This window comes from Streptomyces sp. Y1 (assembly GCF_041053115.1).
Classification (GTDB): Bacteria; Actinomycetota; Actinomycetes; order Streptomycetales; family Streptomycetaceae; genus Kitasatospora; species Kitasatospora rubellomurina.
Window position 1 is genome coordinate 2,576,194 of sequence record NZ_CP163445.1, and the last position, 17,758, is coordinate 2,593,951.

The following is a 17,758-nucleotide window of genomic DNA, read 5'->3' on the forward strand; positions in this document are numbered from 1 at the left end:
CTCAGGCCTCCACAGCCACGTTGGCGCTCAGGTCGGACGGTGCGGCCAGACGGCCCAGGACGGCGGTCGCCGCGGCGACCTGCGGGGAGACCAGGTGGGTGCGTCCGCCCTTGCCCTGCCGGCCCTCGAAGTTGCGGTTCGAGGTGGAGGCGCAGCGCTCGCCGGGGGCCAGCTGGTCGGGGTTCATGCCGAGGCACATCGAGCAGCCGGCGTGCCGCCATTCGGCACCGGCGGCGGTGAACACCTTGTCCAGTCCCTCCTCGACGGCCTGCAGGGCGACCCGGACGGACCCGGGGACGACCAGCATCCGCACGCCGTCCGCGACCGTGCGGCCCGCCAGGACGGCGGCGGCGGCGCGCAGGTCCTCGATCCGGCCGTTGGTGCAGGAGCCGACGAAGACGGCGTCGACGGCGACCTCGCGCAGCGGGGTGCCGGGCTCCAGGCCCATGTACGCGAGGGCGTTCTCGGCGGCCAGGCGCTCCTGCGGGTCGGCGAAGTCCGCCGGGTCCGGCACGTCGGCGCCGAGCGGGGCGCCCTGGCCGGGGTTGGTGCCCCAGGTGACGAACGGGGTCAGCTCGTTCGCGTCGATGAAGACCTCGTGGTCGAAGACCGCGTCCTCGTCGGTGACCAGGGTCCGCCAGTACGCGACGGCGGCGTCCCAGTCCTCGCCCTTCGGGGCGTGCGGGCGGCCCTCCAGGTAGGCGAAGGTGGTCTCGTCCGGGGCGATCATGCCGGCCCGGGCGCCGGCCTCGATGGACATGTTGCAGACGGTCATCCGGGCTTCCATCGACAGGCCGCGGATCGCCGAGCCGCGGTACTCCAGGACGTAGCCCTGGCCACCGCCGGTGCCGATCCTGGCGATGACGGCCAGGATCAGGTCCTTGGCGGTGACGCCCTCGGGCAGTTCGCCCTCGACGGTGATCGCCATGGTCCGGAACGGCGCCAGCGGCAGGGTCTGGGTGGCCAGCACGTGCTCGACCTGGCTGGTGCCGATGCCGAACGCCAGCGCGCCGAAGGCGCCGTGGGTGGAGGTGTGGGAGTCGCCGCAGACCACCGTGGTGCCGGGCTGGGTCAGGCCGAGCTGCGGGCCGACCACGTGCACCACGCCCTGCTCGACGTCGCCCAGCGAGTGGATCCGCACGCCGAACTCGGCGGCGTTGCGCCGCAGGGTCTCCAGCTGGACCCGGGAGACCGGGTCGGCGATCGGCTTGTCGATGTCCAGGGTCGGGGTGTTGTGGTCCTCGGTGGCGATGGTCAGGTCGGGGCGGCGGACCGTGCGACCGGCCAGCCGGAGGCCGTCGAAGGCCTGCGGGCTGGTGACCTCGTGGAGCAGGTGCAGGTCGATGAACAGGAGGTCGGGCTCGCCTTCCGCGCGCCGTACGACGTGGTCGTCCCAGACCTTCTCAGCGAGTGTCCGTCCCATCGGAATCCCTCCAGCCGGCCGCGTTGCCGGCCTTCTCGTGTCATCGGGGTCAAAGCGTCCGCCGCCCGGATCGGGGCGCGTCCGCGGACCTGCACGCCGGATCGCTGTCCACGATGCGGACACTCGGGCGAGGCCACATCCTGGATGTCTCCCGGGCTGCTGCCTCCAGAGTGGCGCTTTTCCCGGAAGATTGAACTTGCGTCTCGCGGAATGAGACTGCAGTCTTATCGCATGGACAACTCTAGCGGCGTCGGCGTTCTCGACAAGGCCGCTCTGGTGCTGAGCGCACTGGAGTCGGGCCCCGCCACGTTGGCGGGGCTGGTCGCCGCCACCGGTCTGGCGCGCCCCACCGCCCACCGGCTCGCCGTCGCACTCGAACACCACCGCCTGGTCACCAGGGACATGCAGGGGCGCTTCATCCTCGGCCCCCGGCTGTCCGAACTCTCCGCCGCGGCGGGCGAGGACCGGCTGCTCGCCACCGCGGGCCCGGTCCTGACCCACCTGCGCGACGTCACCGGCGAGAGCGCCCAGCTCTACCGCCGCCAGGGCGAGATGCGGATCTGCGTCGCCGCCGCCGAGCGGCTCTCCGGCCTGCGGGACACCGTCCCGGTCGGCAGCACCCTGCCGATGAAGGCCGGCTCGGCCGCCCAGGTCCTGCTGGCCTGGGAGGAACCCGAGCGCCTGCACCGCGGCCTGCAGGGCGCCCGCTTCACCGCCACCGCGCTGAGCGGCGTCCGGCGGCGCGGCTGGGCCCAGTCGATCGGCGAGCGCGAGCCCGGCGTCGCGTCCGTCTCCGCGCCGGTGCGCGGCCCCTCCAACCGCGTGGTGGCCGCCGTCTCCGTCTCCGGCCCGATCGAGCGCCTGACCCGCCACCCGGGTCGGCTGCACGCCCAGGCCATCATCGAGGCCGCGAACCGGCTCACCGAGGCCCTGCGCCGCAGCTGAACCGGCCGGGCCGGCCGAATCCCCCACCCGCCCCCACGAAAACCGGAAGGGCCCCGCTCGGAGTCGAGCGGGGCCCTCGGCGTTTCCGCGCCGAAGTCGCGGAGAAAGATCCGGGAAAACAAAAAGACCCCGGGAACCGGGGCCTTTCCTCTTTCTGGCTGGGGTACCAGGACTCGAACCTAGACTAAATGAACCAGAATCACTCGTGCTGCCAATTACACCATACCCCAACACAAAGCAAGGGCCGATGGGCGAGCCCATCGGCTTCCTGCTCTGAAGTACCCCCGACCGGATTCGAACCGGCGCTACTGCCGTGAGAGGGCAGCGTGCTAGGCCGCTACACAACGGGGGCTCCTGGCGATCTCTTGCGAGATCAGTACCCCCGACCGGATTCGAACCGGCGCTACTGCCGTGAGAGGGCAGCGTGCTAGGCCGCTACACAACGGGGGCTTTCCAGGCGGTCCCTTGCGGGACCAGTACCCCCGACCGGATTCGAACCGGCGCTACTGCCGTGAGAGGGCAGCGTGCTAGGCCGCTACACAACGGGGGCTTGGATCTTCATTTGTCACTGCGGTGCGATCGTCTCCGATCGTACAGCGCTGGGGTACCAGGACTCGAACCTAGACTAACTGAACCAGAATCAGTCGTGCTGCCAATTACACCATACCCCACCAGAGTTGAACCCTTGCGAGCTCTTCTCGGGCGTTGCGCCTCTCGTTCGGTCCCGGCGGGGGGCTTTCGCTCCCTCGTCCGTTCCCTCCCGGGCGGCGCAGAAAGAACATTACCCGACGTCTGGCCTGGCTCCAAAATCGATAACCCCAGGCAGCGGCCGGGAGGCCGGCGGACGACCTCCGGGTGCGCCGCGGGCCCGGCACGAGGCCGGGCCCGCGGGCTGTTCAGCCGGTGCCTCAGGCGGTCGGCAGGGCGTCCAGGGCGGAGCGCAGCCGGCGCAGCGTCTCGGGGCGCCCGAGCAGCTCCATCGACTCGAACAGCGGCGGCGAGACCCGGCGGCCCGTGACGGCCACCCGCAGCGGCGTGAAGGCGAACTTGGGCTTGATGCCCAGCCCGTCCACCAGCGCCTCGCGCAGCGCGGCCTGGATCGGCTCCGGGGTGAAGTCCGCCAGCTCCTCCAGCGCCTTGATGCTGGCCTCGAGCACCGGGCGGGCGTCCGCGGTCAGCGCCTTGGCGGCGTCGTCCGGGTCGACGGCGAAGTCGGCCGGGTCGACGAACAGGAAGCCGGCCATGTTCACGATCTCGCTCAGCACGACCATCCGCTCCTGGGTGAGCGGCGCGATCCGGGCGAGCAGGTCCAGCTGCTCGGCGGTCGGCTCGGCCGGCAGCAGGCCGGGGGCCTGCAGGTACGGCACCAGGCGCCGGACGAAGTCCTCCGGGGCCAGCCGGCGGACGTGCTCGGCGTTGATCGCCTCGCACTTCTTCAGGTCGAAGCGGGCCGGGTTCGAGTTCACCTTGGCGATGTCGAAGGCCGCGATCAGCTCGTCCGTGCTGAAGATGTCCCGGTCCTCGGCCAGCGACCAGCCCAGCAGGGACAGGTAGTTGAGCAGGCCCTCGCGGATGAAGCCGCGCTCGCGGTACAGGTTGAGCGAGGCCTGCGGGTCGCGCTTGGAGAGCTTCTTGTTGCCCTCGCCCATCACGTACGGCAGGTGGCCGAAGCGCGGGGTGCCGCCGTCGCCGACGCCGATCTCGGCGAGCGCCGCGTACAGCGCGATCTGCCGCGGCGTGGAGGACAGCAGGTCCTCGCCGCGCAGCACGTGGGTGATGCCCATCAGGGCGTCGTCCACCGGGTTGACCAGGGTGTACAGCGGGGCGCCGTTGGCCCGGACGATGCCGTAGTCCGGCACGTTCTCCGGCTCGAAGGTGAGCGTGCCGCGCACCAGGTCGTCGAAGGAGATGGTGGTGTCGGGCATCCGGAAGCGCAGGATCGGCTCGCGCTTCTCCAGCTTGTAGACGGCGACCTGGTCGTCCGTCAGGTCCCGGCAGTGGCCGTCGTAGCCGGAGGGCTTGCCGGCCGCGCGGGCGGCCTCGCGGCGGGCGTCCAGCTCCTCGGTGCTGCAGTAGCAGTAGTAGGCGTGGCCGGCCTCGTGCAGGCGGCGGGCGACGTCCGCGTAGATGTCCATCCGCTGCGACTGGCGGTACGGCTCGTGCGGGCCGCCGATCTCCGGGCCCTCGTCCCAGTCGAAGCCGAGCCAGCGCATGGCGTCGAGCAGCTGGTTGTACGACTCCTCGGAGTCGCGGGCGGAGTCGGTGTCCTCGATCCGGAAGACCAGCTTGCCGCCGTTGTGGCGGGCGTAGGCCCAGTTGAAGAGGGCCGTGCGGACCAGGCCCACGTGGGGGTTGCCGGTCGGGGACGGACAGAAGCGAACCCGGACGACCGGGTCAGTGTTAGCCACGCTTGATCACCTTGTTGGTGAGAGTGCCGATGCCTTCGATGGAGACGGCGACCTCGTCGCCGACGTTGAGCGGGCCCACCCCTGCGGGCGTGCCGGTGAGGATGACGTCGCCGGGCAGCAGCGTCATGGCCTCGGAGATGTGGACGATCAGCTCGGCGACCGAGCGGACCATCTGGGAGGTGCGGCCGGCCTGCCGGAGCTCGCCGTTGACCGTGCAGGTGACGGCGAGGTCGGCCGGGTCGAGGTCGGTCTCGATCCACGGGCCCAGCGGGCAGGCGGTGTCGAAGCCCTTCGCCCGGGCCCACTGGCCCTCGCGCTGCTGGACGTCGCGCGCGGTGACGTCGTTGGCGCAGGTGTAGCCGAGGACCACCTCGGGCACCCGCTCCAGCGGCACCTCGCGGCACATCCGGCCGATCACCACGGCGAGTTCGGCCTCGTGCTGGACGTCCGAGGAGAACGGCGGGTACGCGATGCTCTCGGTCGGGCCGATCACCGAGGTGGAGGGCTTGAAGAAGGTGAGCGGGACGTCCGGGACGTCGTTGCCCAGTTCGGCCGCGTGCGCCGCGTAGTTGCGGCCGACCGCCACGATCTTGTTCGGGAGCATCGGGCTGAGCAGCCGGACGTCCTGGAAGCGGTAGCTCTCGCCGGTGGGCTGGGGCTGGCCGAACGGGTGGCCGGCCAGCGCGTGGACGACCAGCGACTCGGGCTGGGAGGGGTCGCCCTCCACGACGCCGAAGGAGACCGTGCCGGCGGCAGGGCTCCCTTCCCGGACGGAAAACCTGGCAATGCGCACGGCTGGGCTACCCCTCGCTTCGTCGGCCGCCCGGGGCGCCCCCGGGCGCTGGTGGGCGCCTCGCCCGAGCTGGGCGCGGCCCCGTCAATCGTCGTCCAGGCTATCGCGTGGGGGCCCCGCCGACCCGTTTGCCCCTGTTCAGCGCGGTCTCGGCCGGATGCGCCGGAGGGTGCCCCCGTCAGCGACGGGGGCACCCTCCGGCGGGAACGCGTGGGGTCAGTCCCGGGGGGTGACGACCGGGGCGACCACCAGCTGGGTGCGGCGCGGGTTGGCCGTGACGGCCGGCAGCTCGGTGGAGTAGGTCACCGCGTCCTCGGGCTTGCGGGCGCCCGGGATCTGGCTGAAGTCCGCGACCGAGGCCAGCGTGGTCCGGCGGGGGTTCGCCGTGGAGCCGCTGGACAGCGTGGACTTGGTGGCCTTCTTCGCCTGGGACATCGAGAGCACCTCGTGGTCGCGGCCGGGCGGATCCGCGGCGGATCGGCACCGGCCTGAGTGATTCCGATTATTCGGAGGGGTTCTGGGCAGGCTGATCGGGGCCGTGCTCCGGAGACAGCCAGGTTACGAGATCTCATTCCACAGAGGCCGTGACCAAAGCTACACATTGAGCTGTGATTTTGCTCACAAATTGTGAATCAAAAGCCCGATTTCCGACATATCGCCGCATCGGATAATTCCGACATCCTGCGCATTTCGGGCATTCCATGAGGTCTGCGACTCTTTTCGATCTAGACCCCGGTTGGCATGTATCAGGCGAGTGTCCGAAAAAGGCGGTATTCCGGTCCGGTTACCGTACAGTCAGTGAAACCGCGCACGCGGTCGGTAGCGTTCGGCGGCCACGGCTGGCGGCCCTTGTTGGGAGTCCAAGGCTGTGCTGGAATGCCACGGACCGTGGGTAGGGAGCAGTCCACCGCGGCGACCCGCTCTCCCGGACCGGCCGGGGTGCGGATGGAAACTCGACACCGTCCAGATCGCGGCGACGCGGCGGGACGCCCGGTCCAGAGGTTGCGACGCCAGTGCAGGGACGTTTCAAAAGGGGTAGCGGCGCCGCGGGCGACCAGGAGTCGCACGAGCCCGTGGCCGCCCCTCAGCAGGCGGCTGCCCCCGGCGGCCCGGCCGAGCCGGCCGGGCCCGACGCGGTCGGTCACCCGGAGGGCGACGGCCAGGACCGCAAGTCCACCCGGGACAAGCTCCGGACCACCCTGACCAGGCGCCGCGCCACCGGCATCAGCCGGTTCCGGATGCGCAACTGGCGCATCCGCACCCGCCTGATCGCGCTGCTCGCGCTGCCCGTCCTGGTCTCGCTGGTCCTCGGTGGCCTGCGCATCCAGACCTCGATGGAGAACTCGCAGAACCTCGCCCAGATGGCCAACCTCTCGGACCTGGCCAAGAAGGCGACCAACCTCGCGGACGCCCTGCAGAACGAGCGCGACATCAGCGCCGGTCCGATCACCAAGGACCCGACCGCGCCGCTGGACGACGACGTCACCACCGCGCGCAAGACGACCGACGACCTGAACCGCGCGTTCACCGCCTCCTCGGACAAGTTCGAGAACCTCGAGCTCTCCGGCGGGAAGGCCCTGCTGTTCCAGATCCGCAGGGACCTGAACTCCATCTCCGAGGCGCGCAACTCGCCGTACCAGAACAACCAGAACATCCAGTCGACGATCACCGCCTACGACGTGATCATCCGCGACCTGCTGGGCCTCACCCAGGACATCGCGCTCGCGTCGAACAACAAGGACCTGGTCGTCGCGACCCGGGCGCTGCAGCAGTTCTCGCTCGCCAAGAACGTCACCTCGCAGCAGCGCGCCCTGGTCAGCGCCGCGCTCGCCAACCCCAAGGGACCGGACCTCAGCGCGAGCGACGAGTCCTTCGGCATCCGCTTGCGCACGTCCTACGACAACGCGCTCATCGGCTTCAACAACATCTACACCGCGCACGACCTGGACAACCTGCGCAGCCAGCTCAGCTACAACACGGTGATCGCCGACGCCGACCGCTACGCGCACTCGATCCTCCAGACCAACGGCATCCACCAGACCGACCCGGTGGGCTACAAGGAGTGGTACGAGAAGATCAGCGCGAAGATCACCGCTGAGCGCCGGATCGAGGCCAAGCTGCTGGAGAACCTGGACGGCAAGGCCCAGGACCTCCAGTCGCAGGCCGACACCGACGCGCTGATCATCGCCGCCGCCGTCGCCCTGGTGCTGCTCTTCGCCCTCGGCGGCGCCGCGCTGATCGCCCGCTCGATGGTGCGCTCGCTGACCCGTCTGCAGTCCGCGGCCGAGGACGTCGCCGAGCGGCGCCTGCCCGAGCTGGTCAAGACGCTCTCCGAGAGCGACCCGCACGACGTCGACACCACCGTCGAGCCCGTCGCCGTCGACTCCGCCGACGAGATCGGCCACGTGGCCCACGCCTTCGACATGGTGCACAGCGAGGCCGTCCGCCTCGCCGCCGAGCAGGCCCTCCTCCGCGGCAACATCAACGCGATGTTCACCAACCTGTCGCGCCGCAGCCAGGGCCTCATCCAGCGCCAGCTGTCGCTCATCTCCGAACTGGAGAGCCGCGAGGCCGACCCGGACCAGCTGGCCAACCTCTTCAAGCTGGACCACCTCGCCACCCGCATGCGCCGCAACGGCGAAAACCTCCTCGTCCTCGCCGGTGAGGACCCGGGCCGCCGCTGGACCAGGCCCGTCCCGCTGGTCGACGTGCTCCGCGCCGCCGCCTCCGAGGTGGAGCAGTACGAGCGCATCGAGCTGGCCTCGGTGCCGTCCGCCGAGGTCGCCGGCCGCGTCGTCAACGACCTCGTCCACCTGCTCGCCGAGCTGCTGGAGAACGCCACCTCGTTCTCCAGCCCGCAGACCCGCGTCCGGGTCACCGGCCACGCGCTGCCGGACGGCCGGGTGCTGATCGAGATCCACGACACCGGCATCGGCCTCAGCCCGGACGACCTCGCCGAGATCAACGAGCGCCTGGCCAACCCGCCGACGGTGGACGTCTCGGTCTCCCGCCGCATGGGCCTCTTCGTGGTCGGCCGCCTGTCCCTGCGACACGGCATCCGGATCCAGCTCCGCCCCAGCGACTCCGGCGGCACCACCGCGCTGGTCATGCTCCCGGTGGACGTCACCAACTCCGCCGACCGCCGCGGCCCCGCCGGCCCCGGCGGCCGCGCCGGCGGCCAGCAGCCCAAGCAGCAGCGCGGGATCGCCCCGACGCCGCGCCAGCAGCGTCAGATGGCGCCCGGCCAGAGCGGCCCGGCCGCTCTCGGCCAGGGCCCGGCCGGCGGTGCCCCGCAGGGCGGTCGCCCGCAGCTCGGCCAGGGCGGCCCGGCCGCTCCGACCGGTCCGGGTGCTCCCGGTGCTCCCGGTGCTCCCGGTGCTCCGGCGGGCCCCGGTGCGCCGGCCGGCCCGGGTGCGCCCGGTGGCCGCGCCGGCGGACTGCCGACCCGTCAGGTCGGCCAGTCGCTGCGCGAGAACCCGCCGCAGCAGGGCGCCGGTCAGAGCCAGGGCCAGGGCCGGCCGCAGGGCCGCCCCGTCCCGCCGCAGCCGCAGCGCGGCCAGGCCCGCCCGGGCCAGCCGCAGCCGTCCGCCCAGCAGCCCCCGCAGACCGGCCCGAACGGCCTGCCCCGGCGCGGCCGCCCACTGCCCGGTCAGCAGCAGCCCGGTCAGCCCCAGGCCGCACAGCCCCAGCCCGGGCAGCAGCAGCCCGGCGGTCCCGGCCCGCGCACCGGCGAGCAGCCGCAGCACGGCCGCCCCGACGCGCCGCAGCAGGGCGCCCGCCCCGGCGAGCGTCCGCAGCAGGGCGGCCTGCCGCAGCGCCGTCCCGGCCAGGCCGGTCCGCAGGCGCCCGGCCAGCCGGGTCAGCCCGGCCAGCCCGGCCAGCCCGGACAGCAGCAGCCCGGCCCGCAGGGGCCGCGCCGTCCGCAGCGCCCGGGCCCGGACGGGCCGCAGCAGCGCCGTCGCCAGCCCCAGCTGCCGCAGCAGCAGGGCCAGCCTCAGCCGCCGCAGCAGCCCCAGCAGCCCCAGCCGCTGCCCCCGGCCGAGCCGGCGCCGGTGGAGAGCACCCAGCAGTTCGCCCGGCCGCGCTTCGAGGCCAGCCAGATCGACCCGCGCGACCCGCTGGGCCTCGGCCTGGTGGAGCCGGTGCTGCCGAACGTGCCGAACCCGGCCCGTCCGGAGCCGGTACGCCCGGAGCAGGCCCAGCAGCCCGCGCCGCAGCAGCCGCAGCCGCAGTTCCGCCCGGAGCCGATGGCGCTGCCGACCGGGCCCTCCGAGGCCACCGGCGAGCAGCCCTGGAACCCGCAGGCCGAGCCGCAGCAGGAGCGTCCGCAGCAGTACCAGCCGCGCCGCCCCGGCACCTCGGCGCCGGGCTTCGCGGAGCCGCAGCGGCCCCAGCAGCCGCGGCAGCCCCGCCGGCCGCAGCCGCAGGCCGAGTTCCAGCCGCAGCCGCAGGCCCCTCAGCCGACCGCGCAGCAGCCGGCCGAGCCGCAGCAGGCTCCGGCGCCGCAGGGCCGGCAGGCCCCGCCGCAGCCGCAGCCGGGCCCCGGCGAGGCGCCGTGGCGTCCGTCCGCCAACGACGAGCGCTGGCGCCGCGCGGAGCAGGTCCGCGAGCCCTCGACCAGCGGCGTCACCCTGTCCGGCCTCCCCCGGCGCACCCCGCAGGCCAACCTGGTCTCCGGCACCGCCGAGTCCTCGCCGCTGACCGGTCCGCAGGTCTCCCGGGCGCCCGAGGAGGTGCGCGGCCGGCTGACCAACCTGCGCCGCGGCATCCAGCAGGGCCGCCGGGCGGGCGCCGAGCAGTCTGCCAACCAGGTCGGCTCGCACCATGGTGCGCAGCAGCCCGGATTCGATAGTTTCGGTGGCCGGAGCGACGGCAACGGCGCAGATCACCAGGAGCGTTGAGTTGAACCAGATGAGCCAGGCCGCACAGAACCTGAACTGGCTGATCACCAATTTCGTGGACAACACCCCCGGGGTGTCCCACACCGTGGTGGTCTCCGCGGACGGCCTCCTGCTGTGCATGTCCGAGGGCTTCCCCCGGGACCGTGCCGACCAGCTCGCCGCCGTGGCCTCCGGCCTCACCTCCCTCACCTCCGGCGCCAGCCGGATCTTCGAGGGCGGCGAGGTCAACCAGACCGTCGTCGAGATGGAACGAGGCTTCCTCTTCCTGATGGCCATCAGCGACGGCTCCGCCCTCGCCGTCCTCGCCGCACCCGACTCCGACATCGGCCTCGTCGGCTACGAGATGGCCCTGCTCGTCGACCGCGCCGGCGCCGTCCTCACCCCCGCACTCCGCGCGGAACTCCAGGGCAGTCTCCTGCACTGACCGGGCTCCGCACGGCTCCACCCACCCGTCCCACCTCCCCGCCGGGACCGACCCGACCGGCCCCGGCGCCTCACCCTCAGCTACCCTCAGGCAGCTGATCCCGCCTCAGCTGGCACCGCCCCAGCTGGAACCGGCTGCCCAAGGCCGCAGCACAAGGAGGACCCATGACCCCGCCCTCGACACCCGCCGGCCCGTACGGCAACGGGTACGGCAGCGGCTACGGCGGGCAGCAGTCCGACGGCTACGAGCAGCAGCCGCTGGTCCGTCCGTACGCCATGACCGGCGGCCGGACCCGCCCGCGGTACCAGCTCGCCATCGAGGCACTGATCTCGACCACCGGCTCGGCCGAGCGGACCGGCGGGCTGCTGCCGGAGCACGCCCGGATCGTGAACCTCTGCCGTGAGGTCAAGTCCATCGCGGAGATCTCCGCACTGGCCGGCGTCCCGCTCGGGGTCGCCCGCATCCTCGTCGCCGACCTTGCCGAGGCCGGTCTCGTCGCCATCCACCAGCCCGCCGCCGCGGGCGAGTCGGGCGGAACGCCCGATGTCACGCTGCTCGAAAGGGTCCTCAGTGGACTTCGCAAGCTCTAACGGACCCGCCCGGGCCACGACGTCGGCCAAGATCGTCGTGGCGGGCGGCTTCGGTGTCGGCAAGACCACGCTCGTCGGCGCCGTCTCCGAGATCAACCCCCTGCGCACCGAAGCCGTCATGACCTCGGCCTCCGCCGGCATCGACGACATCAGCCACGTCTCCGGCAAGACGACCACCACCGTCGCCATGGACTTCGGCCGCATCACCCTCGACGAAGACCTCATCCTCTACCTCTTCGGCACCCCCGGACAGGACCGCTTCTGGTTCATGTGGGACGACCTCGTCCGAGGCGCCATCGGAGCCATCGTCCTCGTCGACACCCGCCGCCTCGCCGACTGCTTCCCCGCCCTCGACTACTTCGAGAACAGCGGCCTGCCCTTCGTCGTCGCCCTCAACGGCTTCGACGGACACCAGCCCCACACCCCCGACGAAGTCCGCGAAGCCCTCCAACTCGGCGCCGACACCCCGGTCGTCACCCTTGACGCCCGCCGCCGCGACAGCGCCAAGAGCGCCCTCATCACCCTCGTCGAACACGCCCTCCTGGCCCGACTCCGCTGACACCCGCGCCGAGCCGCCTGCGGGGCGAGTGCACGAGCAGCAGCCCCGGTACCCCGTCCGGTCGGACGGGGTACCGGGGCTGTCGTGCCGAACGGCCGGTGTCCTCGGGGAGGCCCGCGCAAGGCCCGTGTATAAGCAGCCGATAACAGTTCGGTAGGCATTTGGTGATCAACAATGACTCAGTGTGGCTAATCAGCGCCGTTCAGCGCCAGATGACCACGGTTTTGCTCCGTCATGTCAATGAATGTCCGTATTGTGCCGACGCGTGCCCGGACCGGCGGCTGTTTGTCCCGTATCCCCGCACGTGCTGAAATTCCAGCTACCCCTGTCGTTCTCGTGTCGGCCCGCATCCGGCGCCGGGCCCGGGGCACGGGGGTAGCGCTGGATTGATCCATGGCCGTCAGACGGCCGAGAGGTAGTTGTCGAGTGAGGCGTAAGCAGCAACCCGCCCCGCAGCGGCGCTCCGAGCCCCGCCAGAGCGAGCCGAACGGTAGCGCAGCGGCCCCGGCCGGATTCTCCGCGTTCACCCCCGCCGAGGAGCGCGGCCAGACCGCGCCCGCACCGGATTCCGCGGCCAAGCCCAAGGAACTCCGGACCGGCGGCGCGCAGGCCCGGGGCGACGACGGCGCCGGCCGCTACGACTTCCTCCGCCCGCGCAACTGGCGCGTGCCGACCCGTCTGATCGCGATCCTGCTGATCCCCGTGATCATCAGCATCGTCTTCGGCGGCCTCCGCGTGAACACCTCGATCGACGGCTTCATCAAGGCCTCCCGGGCCGAGAAGACCGCCGAGCTCGCCAAGGCGGCCACCGAGCTCGCCGAGGCGCTCGAGAACGAGCGCGACAAGACGCTGATACCCCTGATGACCAAGCAGGACCCGAACGGCGAGGTCGCCAAGCGCCGCGCGGACACGGATGCCGCCCTGAAGGCGTACAACGCCGCCTACGAGGCCTCCGACAAGTCCGGCGAGCTGCCGCGCCGCCACGAGGCCTTCCAGATCCTCGTCGCGGACCTCCCGCACCTGCGGGCCAACGCCTACAGCGGCGAGCTGTTCGCCAGCGCCACCGCCAACGCGTACTCGACGATGTTCTCCCCGCTGCTGGCCTTCGACAACTCGGTCGGCAACGGCTCCTCCAACGCCACCAGCAAGGGCCGCGCGATCTACGCGATGTCGCTGGCCAAGGCCGCCGCCTCGTCCGAGCGCGCGCTGATGCTGAACATCCTGATCGGCGCCGCGCAGGGCACGACCACGCGGTACGAGAACCAGGACATGACCCAGCAGATCCTGGTCTCCGAGAAGCTGGAACAGGTCTCGCTCAACGAGTTCAACACCGGTAGCGCCCCCGAGGACGCCCGCAAGTACGCGGACGCGCAGGTCGCCCTGGCCACCGCCCAGGACCGCTCGGCCTACAAGATGCCCAACGGCGCCGCGCCGAACATGCAGAGCCTGCTGGCCATCGCCGCCAACTACGCCGAGGCCGCCGCCATCGGCCAGGGCAAGGGCAAGGCCGCGGCCGACGCCGCGTTCGCCGAGGTCGTCGCCGCCGGTCTGACCCCGGACAACTGGAACCAGGCCGCCAACACCCACATCCAGGCGCTGCGGAACACCGAAGTCGCGCTGCTCAACGACGTCCTCACGGACTCCCGCAACCTCAAGGACAACGCGCTCTACGACGCCATCCTGAACTCCGGCATCGTCCTCGTCGCGCTCGTCCTGGCCGGTGTGATGACCGGCTACGTCGCCCGCTCGATGGTCCTCGGCATGCGCACCCTGCGCAACGCCGCCCTCGAGATCGCCGACCACCGCCTGCCGGACCTGGTCGAGAAGCTCTCCAAGACCGACCCCGACCGGGTCGACACCTCGGTGACGCCGATCCCGCTGCACGGCAAGGACGAGATCGGCGAAGTCGCCCGGGCCTTCGACCAGGTCCACCGGCAGGCCGTCGAACTCGCCGCCGAGCAGGCGCTGCTGCGAGGCAACGTCAACGCGATCTTCACCAACCTGTCGCGCCGCAGCCAGAGCCTGATCCAGCGCCAGCTGGCGCTGATCACCGATCTGGAGAACAACGAGGCCGACCCGGACCAGCTGGAGAACCTCTTCAAGCTGGACCACCTCGCCACCCGCATGCGCCGCAACGGTGAGAACCTGCTCGTCCTCGCGGGCGAGGAGGCCGGCCGCCGCTGGAACACCCCGGTGCCGCTGGTCGACGTGCTCCGCGCCGCCGCCTCCGAGGTGGAGCAGTACGAGCGCGTCGAGCTCTCCGGCATCCCGGAGGTCGAGGTCGTCGGCGCCGCCGTGACCGACCTCGTCCACCTGCTCGCCGAGCTGCTGGAGAACGCCACCTCGTTCTCCAGCCCGCAGACCCGGGTGCTGGTCAACGCCACCCGCCTGCCGGACGGCCGGGTGCTGGTCGAGATCCACGACAAGGGCATCGGCCTCACCGCCGACGACTTCGCCGAGATCAACGAGAAGCTGGCCGAGCCGCCCACCGTCGACGCCACCATCTCCCGCCGCATGGGCCTGTTCGTGGTCGGCCGGCTGTCCCAGCGGCACGACATCCGCGTCCAGCTCCGCCCCTCCGGCGAGTCGGCCGGCACCACCTCGCTGGTCATGCTCCCGCCGTTCGTCACCCAGTCCGGCCCGGCCCCGGAGCCGGAGGAGCAGTTCACCGTCTCCCGGATCTTCGCCGACCAGGAGCCGACCTCCCAGTGGCCCCAGGACGGCCGCGCCCGCAGCGCCGCCGAGCTGGGCTTCGACGACCACCTCACGGGCGCCGGCAACGCCGGCTCCAGCGGGTTCAGCCCGGCCCTGGAGGCCGTCCAGCGCTCGCAGCGCCTCGACCAGGTCCGCCGCGCGGCCCTGGAGAGCGGCCCGCACGACCCGGTGCTCGACGCCGAGGTCGAGGAGGACTACCAGCAGGGCTACGACCCGTACGCCCCGCAGGGCTACCAGCAGCAGCCCGCCTACGCCGACGACCAGTACGGCTACGCGCAGGACGGCTACGCCCAGGACGGGTACGACCCGTACCCGCAGCAGCAGGGCTACGACCAGAACGCCGCCTACGCCGACGACCAGTACGGCTACGAGCAGGGCGGCTACCAGCAGGACGGCTACCACGGCCAGGACCAGTACGGTCAGCAGGCCCAGGAAGCCCCGGCCGGCCACCCGTACGCCCCGGAGCCGCCCGCCCTGCCGGCCGCCGAGCCCACCACCACCCTGCCGTCCGGGCTGCCGCAGCGCCGCCCCGGCCAGCAGCTGGCGGGCGGGGGCCTCGGCTCCGCGCCGGCCGGCGCCGTCCCGTCCGGCGACAGCCCGAACTGGTTCGCCGGTGCCAAGGACACCTCGGCCGTCCAGGAGCCGCGCGACGGCCACGACGTGTCGGCCCTCGGCGGATACGGCCCGACCGGCCCGACCGCCTCCCCCTGGCAGTCGCCCAACGACGGCGACTGGCAGCGGGCCGAGCAGCTGCGCGAGCCCGCCTCCAGCGGCACCACCGACTCCGGACTGCCGCGGCGCGTGCCCAAGCAGAACCTGGTGCCCGGGAACGCCAAGCCCACCCCGATGGACGGGCCGGCAGTCTCCCGCAACCCGGAGGAGGTCCGCGGCCGTCTCACCAACCTGCGCCGCGGCGTGGAGCAGGGCCGCAGCGTCGGCAACACCGGAAGCTTCCGGATCGACCCCGATCAGGTAGACCAGTCCGGCAACGGACAGAACCGAAGCACCGATCTCTTCGGCGGCTCGAACCACCAGGAGCGTTGAGTTGACCCAGATGAGCCAGGCCGCACAGAACCTGAACTGGCTGATCACCAATTTCGTGGACAACACCCCCGGGGTGTCCCACACCGTGGTGGTCTCCGCGGACGGCCTCCTGCTGTGCATGTCCGAGGGCTTCCCCCGGGACCGTGCCGACCAGCTCGCCGCCGTGGCCTCCGGCCTCACCTCCCTCACCTCCGGCGCCAGCCGGATCTTCGAGGGCGGCGAGGTCAACCAGACCGTCGTCGAGATGGAACGAGGCTTCCTCTTCCTGATGGCCATCAGCGACGGCTCCGCCCTCGCCGTCCTCGCCGCACCCGACTCCGACATCGGCCTCGTCGGCTACGAGATGGCCCTGCTCGTCGACCGCGCCGGCGCCGTCCTCACCCCCGCACTCCGCGCGGAACTCCAGGGCAGTCTCCTGCACTGACGGTTCGTCGGATACCGTCCAGGTATTCGAAGCACCTCCGCGTCCGTCCCGGGCCCGCTTCGGCGGGCTCGGGTTCGGACGTTGTACGGCCTTCGCACCACCGGCTCCGGACCACACCCGGAGCCAGCACCGCACCGCCGCACCCTGTGAGGAGAGGAACCGTGACACCGCCCGACGACCGCAGCGGCCAATACGGGATTCCGTACGGCACAGGCCATGACGCCTTCGGAGACCCGGGCGCCGGCCACGGTCAGCGATACGACCGGCAGCAGTACGGGCAGCCCCAGGCCCCCTACGGAATGCCGCAGGAGCAGTACGGCCAGCACCAGCAGTACGGCCGGCCCGAGCAGTACGGCCAGCACGGCCAGCACGGCCGGCCCGAGCAGTACGGCCAGTACGAGCAGTTCGGCCAGCCGCAGCCCGGTTTCGACGCCGCGGCCCCCGGCTACCCGGCCCCCGCGCCCGCCCCGGTCCCCGGCCAGGCACCCGGCCGGGCGCCCAGCCACCGGCGGCCGGCCCAGGAGCCCGGGCACGTCGAGGAGTTCGACGACGAACCGGACGCCGGCCCGCTGATCCGGCCGTTCGCGATGACCGGTGGCCGCACCCGGCCGCGCTACGAACTCGCGCTGGAGGCCCTGGTCTCCGCCGACGTCGACCCGCAGCGCCTCGCCACCCTGCTCCCCGAGCACCAGCGGATCTGCACGCTGTGCACGGAGGTCAAGTCCGTCGCGGAGGTGTCGGCCCTGCTCTCCCTCCCGCTGGGAGTGGCCCGCATCCTCGTCGCCGACCTGGCCGAAGCCGGCCTGGTCGCCATCCACCAGCCCGCATCCGGGGGCGAATCCGGAAACCAGCCCGACGTCACGCTGCTCGAAAGGGTCCTCAGTGGACTTCGCAAGCTCTAACGCGGCCGCCCCCACCCGCGCCACCACCTCCGCGAAGATCGTCATCGCGGGCGGCTTCGGTGTCGGCAAGACCACGCTCGTCGGCGCCGTCTCCGAGATCAACCCCCTGCGCACCGAAGCCGTCATGACCTCGGCCTCCGCCGGCATCGACGACATCAGCCACGTCTCCGGCAAGACGACCACCACCGTCGCCATGGACTTCGGCCGCATCACCCTCGACGAAGACCTCATCCTCTACCTCTTCGGCACCCCCGGACAGGACCGCTTCTGGTTCATGTGGGACGACCTCGTCCGAGGCGCCATCGGAGCCATCGTCCTCGTCGACACCCGCCGCCTCGCCGACTGCTTCCCCGCCCTCGACTACTTCGAGAACAGCGGCCTGCCCTTCGTCGTCGCCCTCAACGGCTTCGACGGACACCAGCCCCACACCCCCGACGAAGTCCGCGAAGCCCTCCAACTCGGCGCCGACACCCCGGTGATCACGCTCGACGCCCGCCGCCGCGACAGCGCCAAGAGCGCCCTCATCACCCTCGTCGAACACGCCCTCCTGGCCCGACTCCGCTGACACCCGCGCCGAGCCGCCTGCGGGGCGAGTGCGCGAGTAGCAGTGCGGCCCACGGGACTTGGCGA

13 protein-coding genes and 5 tRNA genes are annotated in these 17,758 nt (G+C 71.9%); 9 read left to right on the forward strand and 9 right to left on the reverse strand.

Annotated elements, in window-relative coordinates; all coding sequences use genetic code 11:
* Position 1: 1 nt before the first annotated feature.
* On the reverse strand, positions 2-1,423 hold the full coding sequence (gene leuC / locus AB2U05_RS10765; protein ID WP_045702567.1) for a 3-isopropylmalate dehydratase large subunit: 1,422 nt from the start codon (positions 1,421-1,423) through the stop codon (positions 2-4).
* Between the two features lie 231 nt (positions 1,424-1,654).
* Here leuC and AB2U05_RS10770 point away from each other — a divergent pair, with 231 nt between their 5' ends.
* Positions 1,655-2,368: an IclR family transcriptional regulator gene (locus AB2U05_RS10770; RefSeq protein ID WP_030306825.1), complete on the forward strand. Its 714-nt coding sequence runs from the start codon at positions 1,655-1,657 to the stop codon at positions 2,366-2,368.
* 155 nt (positions 2,369-2,523) lie between these two features.
* Here AB2U05_RS10770 and AB2U05_RS10775 read toward each other — a convergent pair.
* The 8 genes from AB2U05_RS10775 to AB2U05_RS10810 all read right to left on the reverse strand — a co-directional run bounded on the left by AB2U05_RS10775 (position 2,524) and on the right by AB2U05_RS10810 (position 6,004).
* Positions 2,524-2,598, reverse strand: a tRNA-Gln gene (locus AB2U05_RS10775).
* A gap of 49 nt (positions 2,599-2,647) precedes the next feature.
* A tRNA-Glu gene (locus AB2U05_RS10780) sits at positions 2,648-2,720 on the reverse strand.
* A 25-nt stretch (positions 2,721-2,745) separates the two neighbouring features.
* Positions 2,746-2,818: transfer RNA gene (locus AB2U05_RS10785), tRNA-Glu, on the reverse strand.
* Positions 2,819-2,845: 27 nt separating this feature from the next.
* Positions 2,846-2,918, reverse strand: a tRNA-Glu gene (locus AB2U05_RS10790).
* 49 nt (positions 2,919-2,967) lie between these two features.
* A tRNA-Gln gene (locus tag AB2U05_RS10795) sits at positions 2,968-3,039 on the reverse strand.
* Positions 3,040-3,276: 237 nt separating this feature from the next.
* Entirely contained in the window at positions 3,277-4,776 is a 1,500-nt protein-coding gene (gltX, locus tag AB2U05_RS10800) for a glutamate--tRNA ligase (RefSeq protein ID WP_369183100.1), read from the reverse strand.
* Positions 4,769-5,569, reverse strand: a complete 801-nt coding sequence (locus tag AB2U05_RS10805; RefSeq protein ID WP_045702595.1) for a fumarylacetoacetate hydrolase family protein — start codon at positions 5,567-5,569, stop codon at positions 4,769-4,771. Before AB2U05_RS10805 ends, gltX begins: the two co-directional genes overlap by 8 nt.
* 216 nt (positions 5,570-5,785) lie before the next feature.
* On the reverse strand, positions 5,786-6,004 hold the full coding sequence (locus tag AB2U05_RS10810; RefSeq protein ID WP_045708680.1) for a hypothetical protein: 219 nt from the start codon (positions 6,002-6,004) through the stop codon (positions 5,786-5,788).
* Positions 6,005-6,642: 638 nt separating this feature from the next.
* On the opposite strand from AB2U05_RS10810, the gene AB2U05_RS10815 reads away from it, so the two are divergent.
* From AB2U05_RS10815 to AB2U05_RS10850, 8 genes are all read left to right on the forward strand, one after another.
* Complete coding sequence (locus AB2U05_RS10815) at positions 6,643-10,470, forward strand: nitrate- and nitrite sensing domain-containing protein (RefSeq protein ID WP_369183101.1); 3,828 nt, start codon at positions 6,643-6,645, stop codon at positions 10,468-10,470.
* 10 nt (positions 10,471-10,480) lie between these two features.
* Entirely contained in the window at positions 10,481-10,894 is a 414-nt protein-coding gene (locus AB2U05_RS10820; protein ID WP_030291361.1) for a roadblock/LC7 domain-containing protein, read from the forward strand.
* 164 nt (positions 10,895-11,058) lie between these two features.
* Complete coding sequence (locus tag AB2U05_RS10825) at positions 11,059-11,484, forward strand: DUF742 domain-containing protein (RefSeq protein WP_045706034.1); 426 nt, start codon at positions 11,059-11,061, stop codon at positions 11,482-11,484.
* Positions 11,465-12,043: an ATP/GTP-binding protein gene (locus tag AB2U05_RS10830; RefSeq protein ID WP_369183102.1), complete on the forward strand. Its 579-nt coding sequence runs from the start codon at positions 11,465-11,467 to the stop codon at positions 12,041-12,043. The genes AB2U05_RS10825 and AB2U05_RS10830 overlap by 20 nt, the downstream gene beginning before the upstream one ends.
* A gap of 426 nt (positions 12,044-12,469) precedes the next feature.
* Entirely contained in the window at positions 12,470-15,802 is a 3,333-nt protein-coding gene (locus tag AB2U05_RS10835) for a nitrate- and nitrite sensing domain-containing protein (RefSeq protein ID WP_369183103.1), read from the forward strand.
* A 10-nt stretch (positions 15,803-15,812) separates the two neighbouring features.
* Positions 15,813-16,226, forward strand: coding sequence for a roadblock/LC7 domain-containing protein (locus tag AB2U05_RS10840; RefSeq protein WP_030291361.1), 414 nt, complete (start codon positions 15,813-15,815; stop codon positions 16,224-16,226).
* 299 nt (positions 16,227-16,525) lie between these two features.
* Positions 16,526-17,128 carry a DUF742 domain-containing protein gene (locus AB2U05_RS10845; RefSeq protein ID WP_369185938.1) on the forward strand — a complete coding sequence of 201 codons (603 nt, stop codon included), beginning with the start codon at positions 16,526-16,528 and terminating at the stop codon, positions 17,126-17,128.
* A complete protein-coding gene (locus AB2U05_RS10850) occupies positions 17,109-17,693 on the forward strand; it encodes an ATP/GTP-binding protein (RefSeq protein WP_369183104.1) in 585 nt (194 codons plus the stop codon). The genes AB2U05_RS10845 and AB2U05_RS10850 overlap by 20 nt, the downstream gene beginning before the upstream one ends.
* The last annotated feature ends 65 nt before the right edge of the window (positions 17,694-17,758 follow it).

Bases quoted from the DNA above. Each gene is read 5' to 3' on its own strand.
- AB2U05_RS10820 (WP_030291361.1), top strand. From the start codon at position 10,481: ATGAGCCAGGCCGCACAGAACCTGAACTGGCTGATCACCAATTTCGTG.
- AB2U05_RS10810 (WP_045708680.1), bottom strand. From the start codon at position 6,004: ATGTCCCAGGCGAAGAAGGCCACCAAGTCCACGCTGTCCAGCGGCTCC.
- AB2U05_RS10825 (WP_045706034.1), top strand. From the start codon at position 11,059: ATGACCCCGCCCTCGACACCCGCCGGCCCGTACGGCAACGGGTACGGC.
- AB2U05_RS10845 (WP_369185938.1), top strand. From the start codon at position 16,526: ATGCCGCAGGAGCAGTACGGCCAGCACCAGCAGTACGGCCGGCCCGAG.
- leuC (WP_045702567.1), bottom strand. From the start codon at position 1,423: ATGGGACGGACACTCGCTGAGAAGGTCTGGGACGACCACGTCGTACGG.
- AB2U05_RS10840 (WP_030291361.1), top strand. From the start codon at position 15,813: ATGAGCCAGGCCGCACAGAACCTGAACTGGCTGATCACCAATTTCGTG.
- AB2U05_RS10770 (WP_030306825.1), top strand. From the start codon at position 1,655: ATGGACAACTCTAGCGGCGTCGGCGTTCTCGACAAGGCCGCTCTGGTG.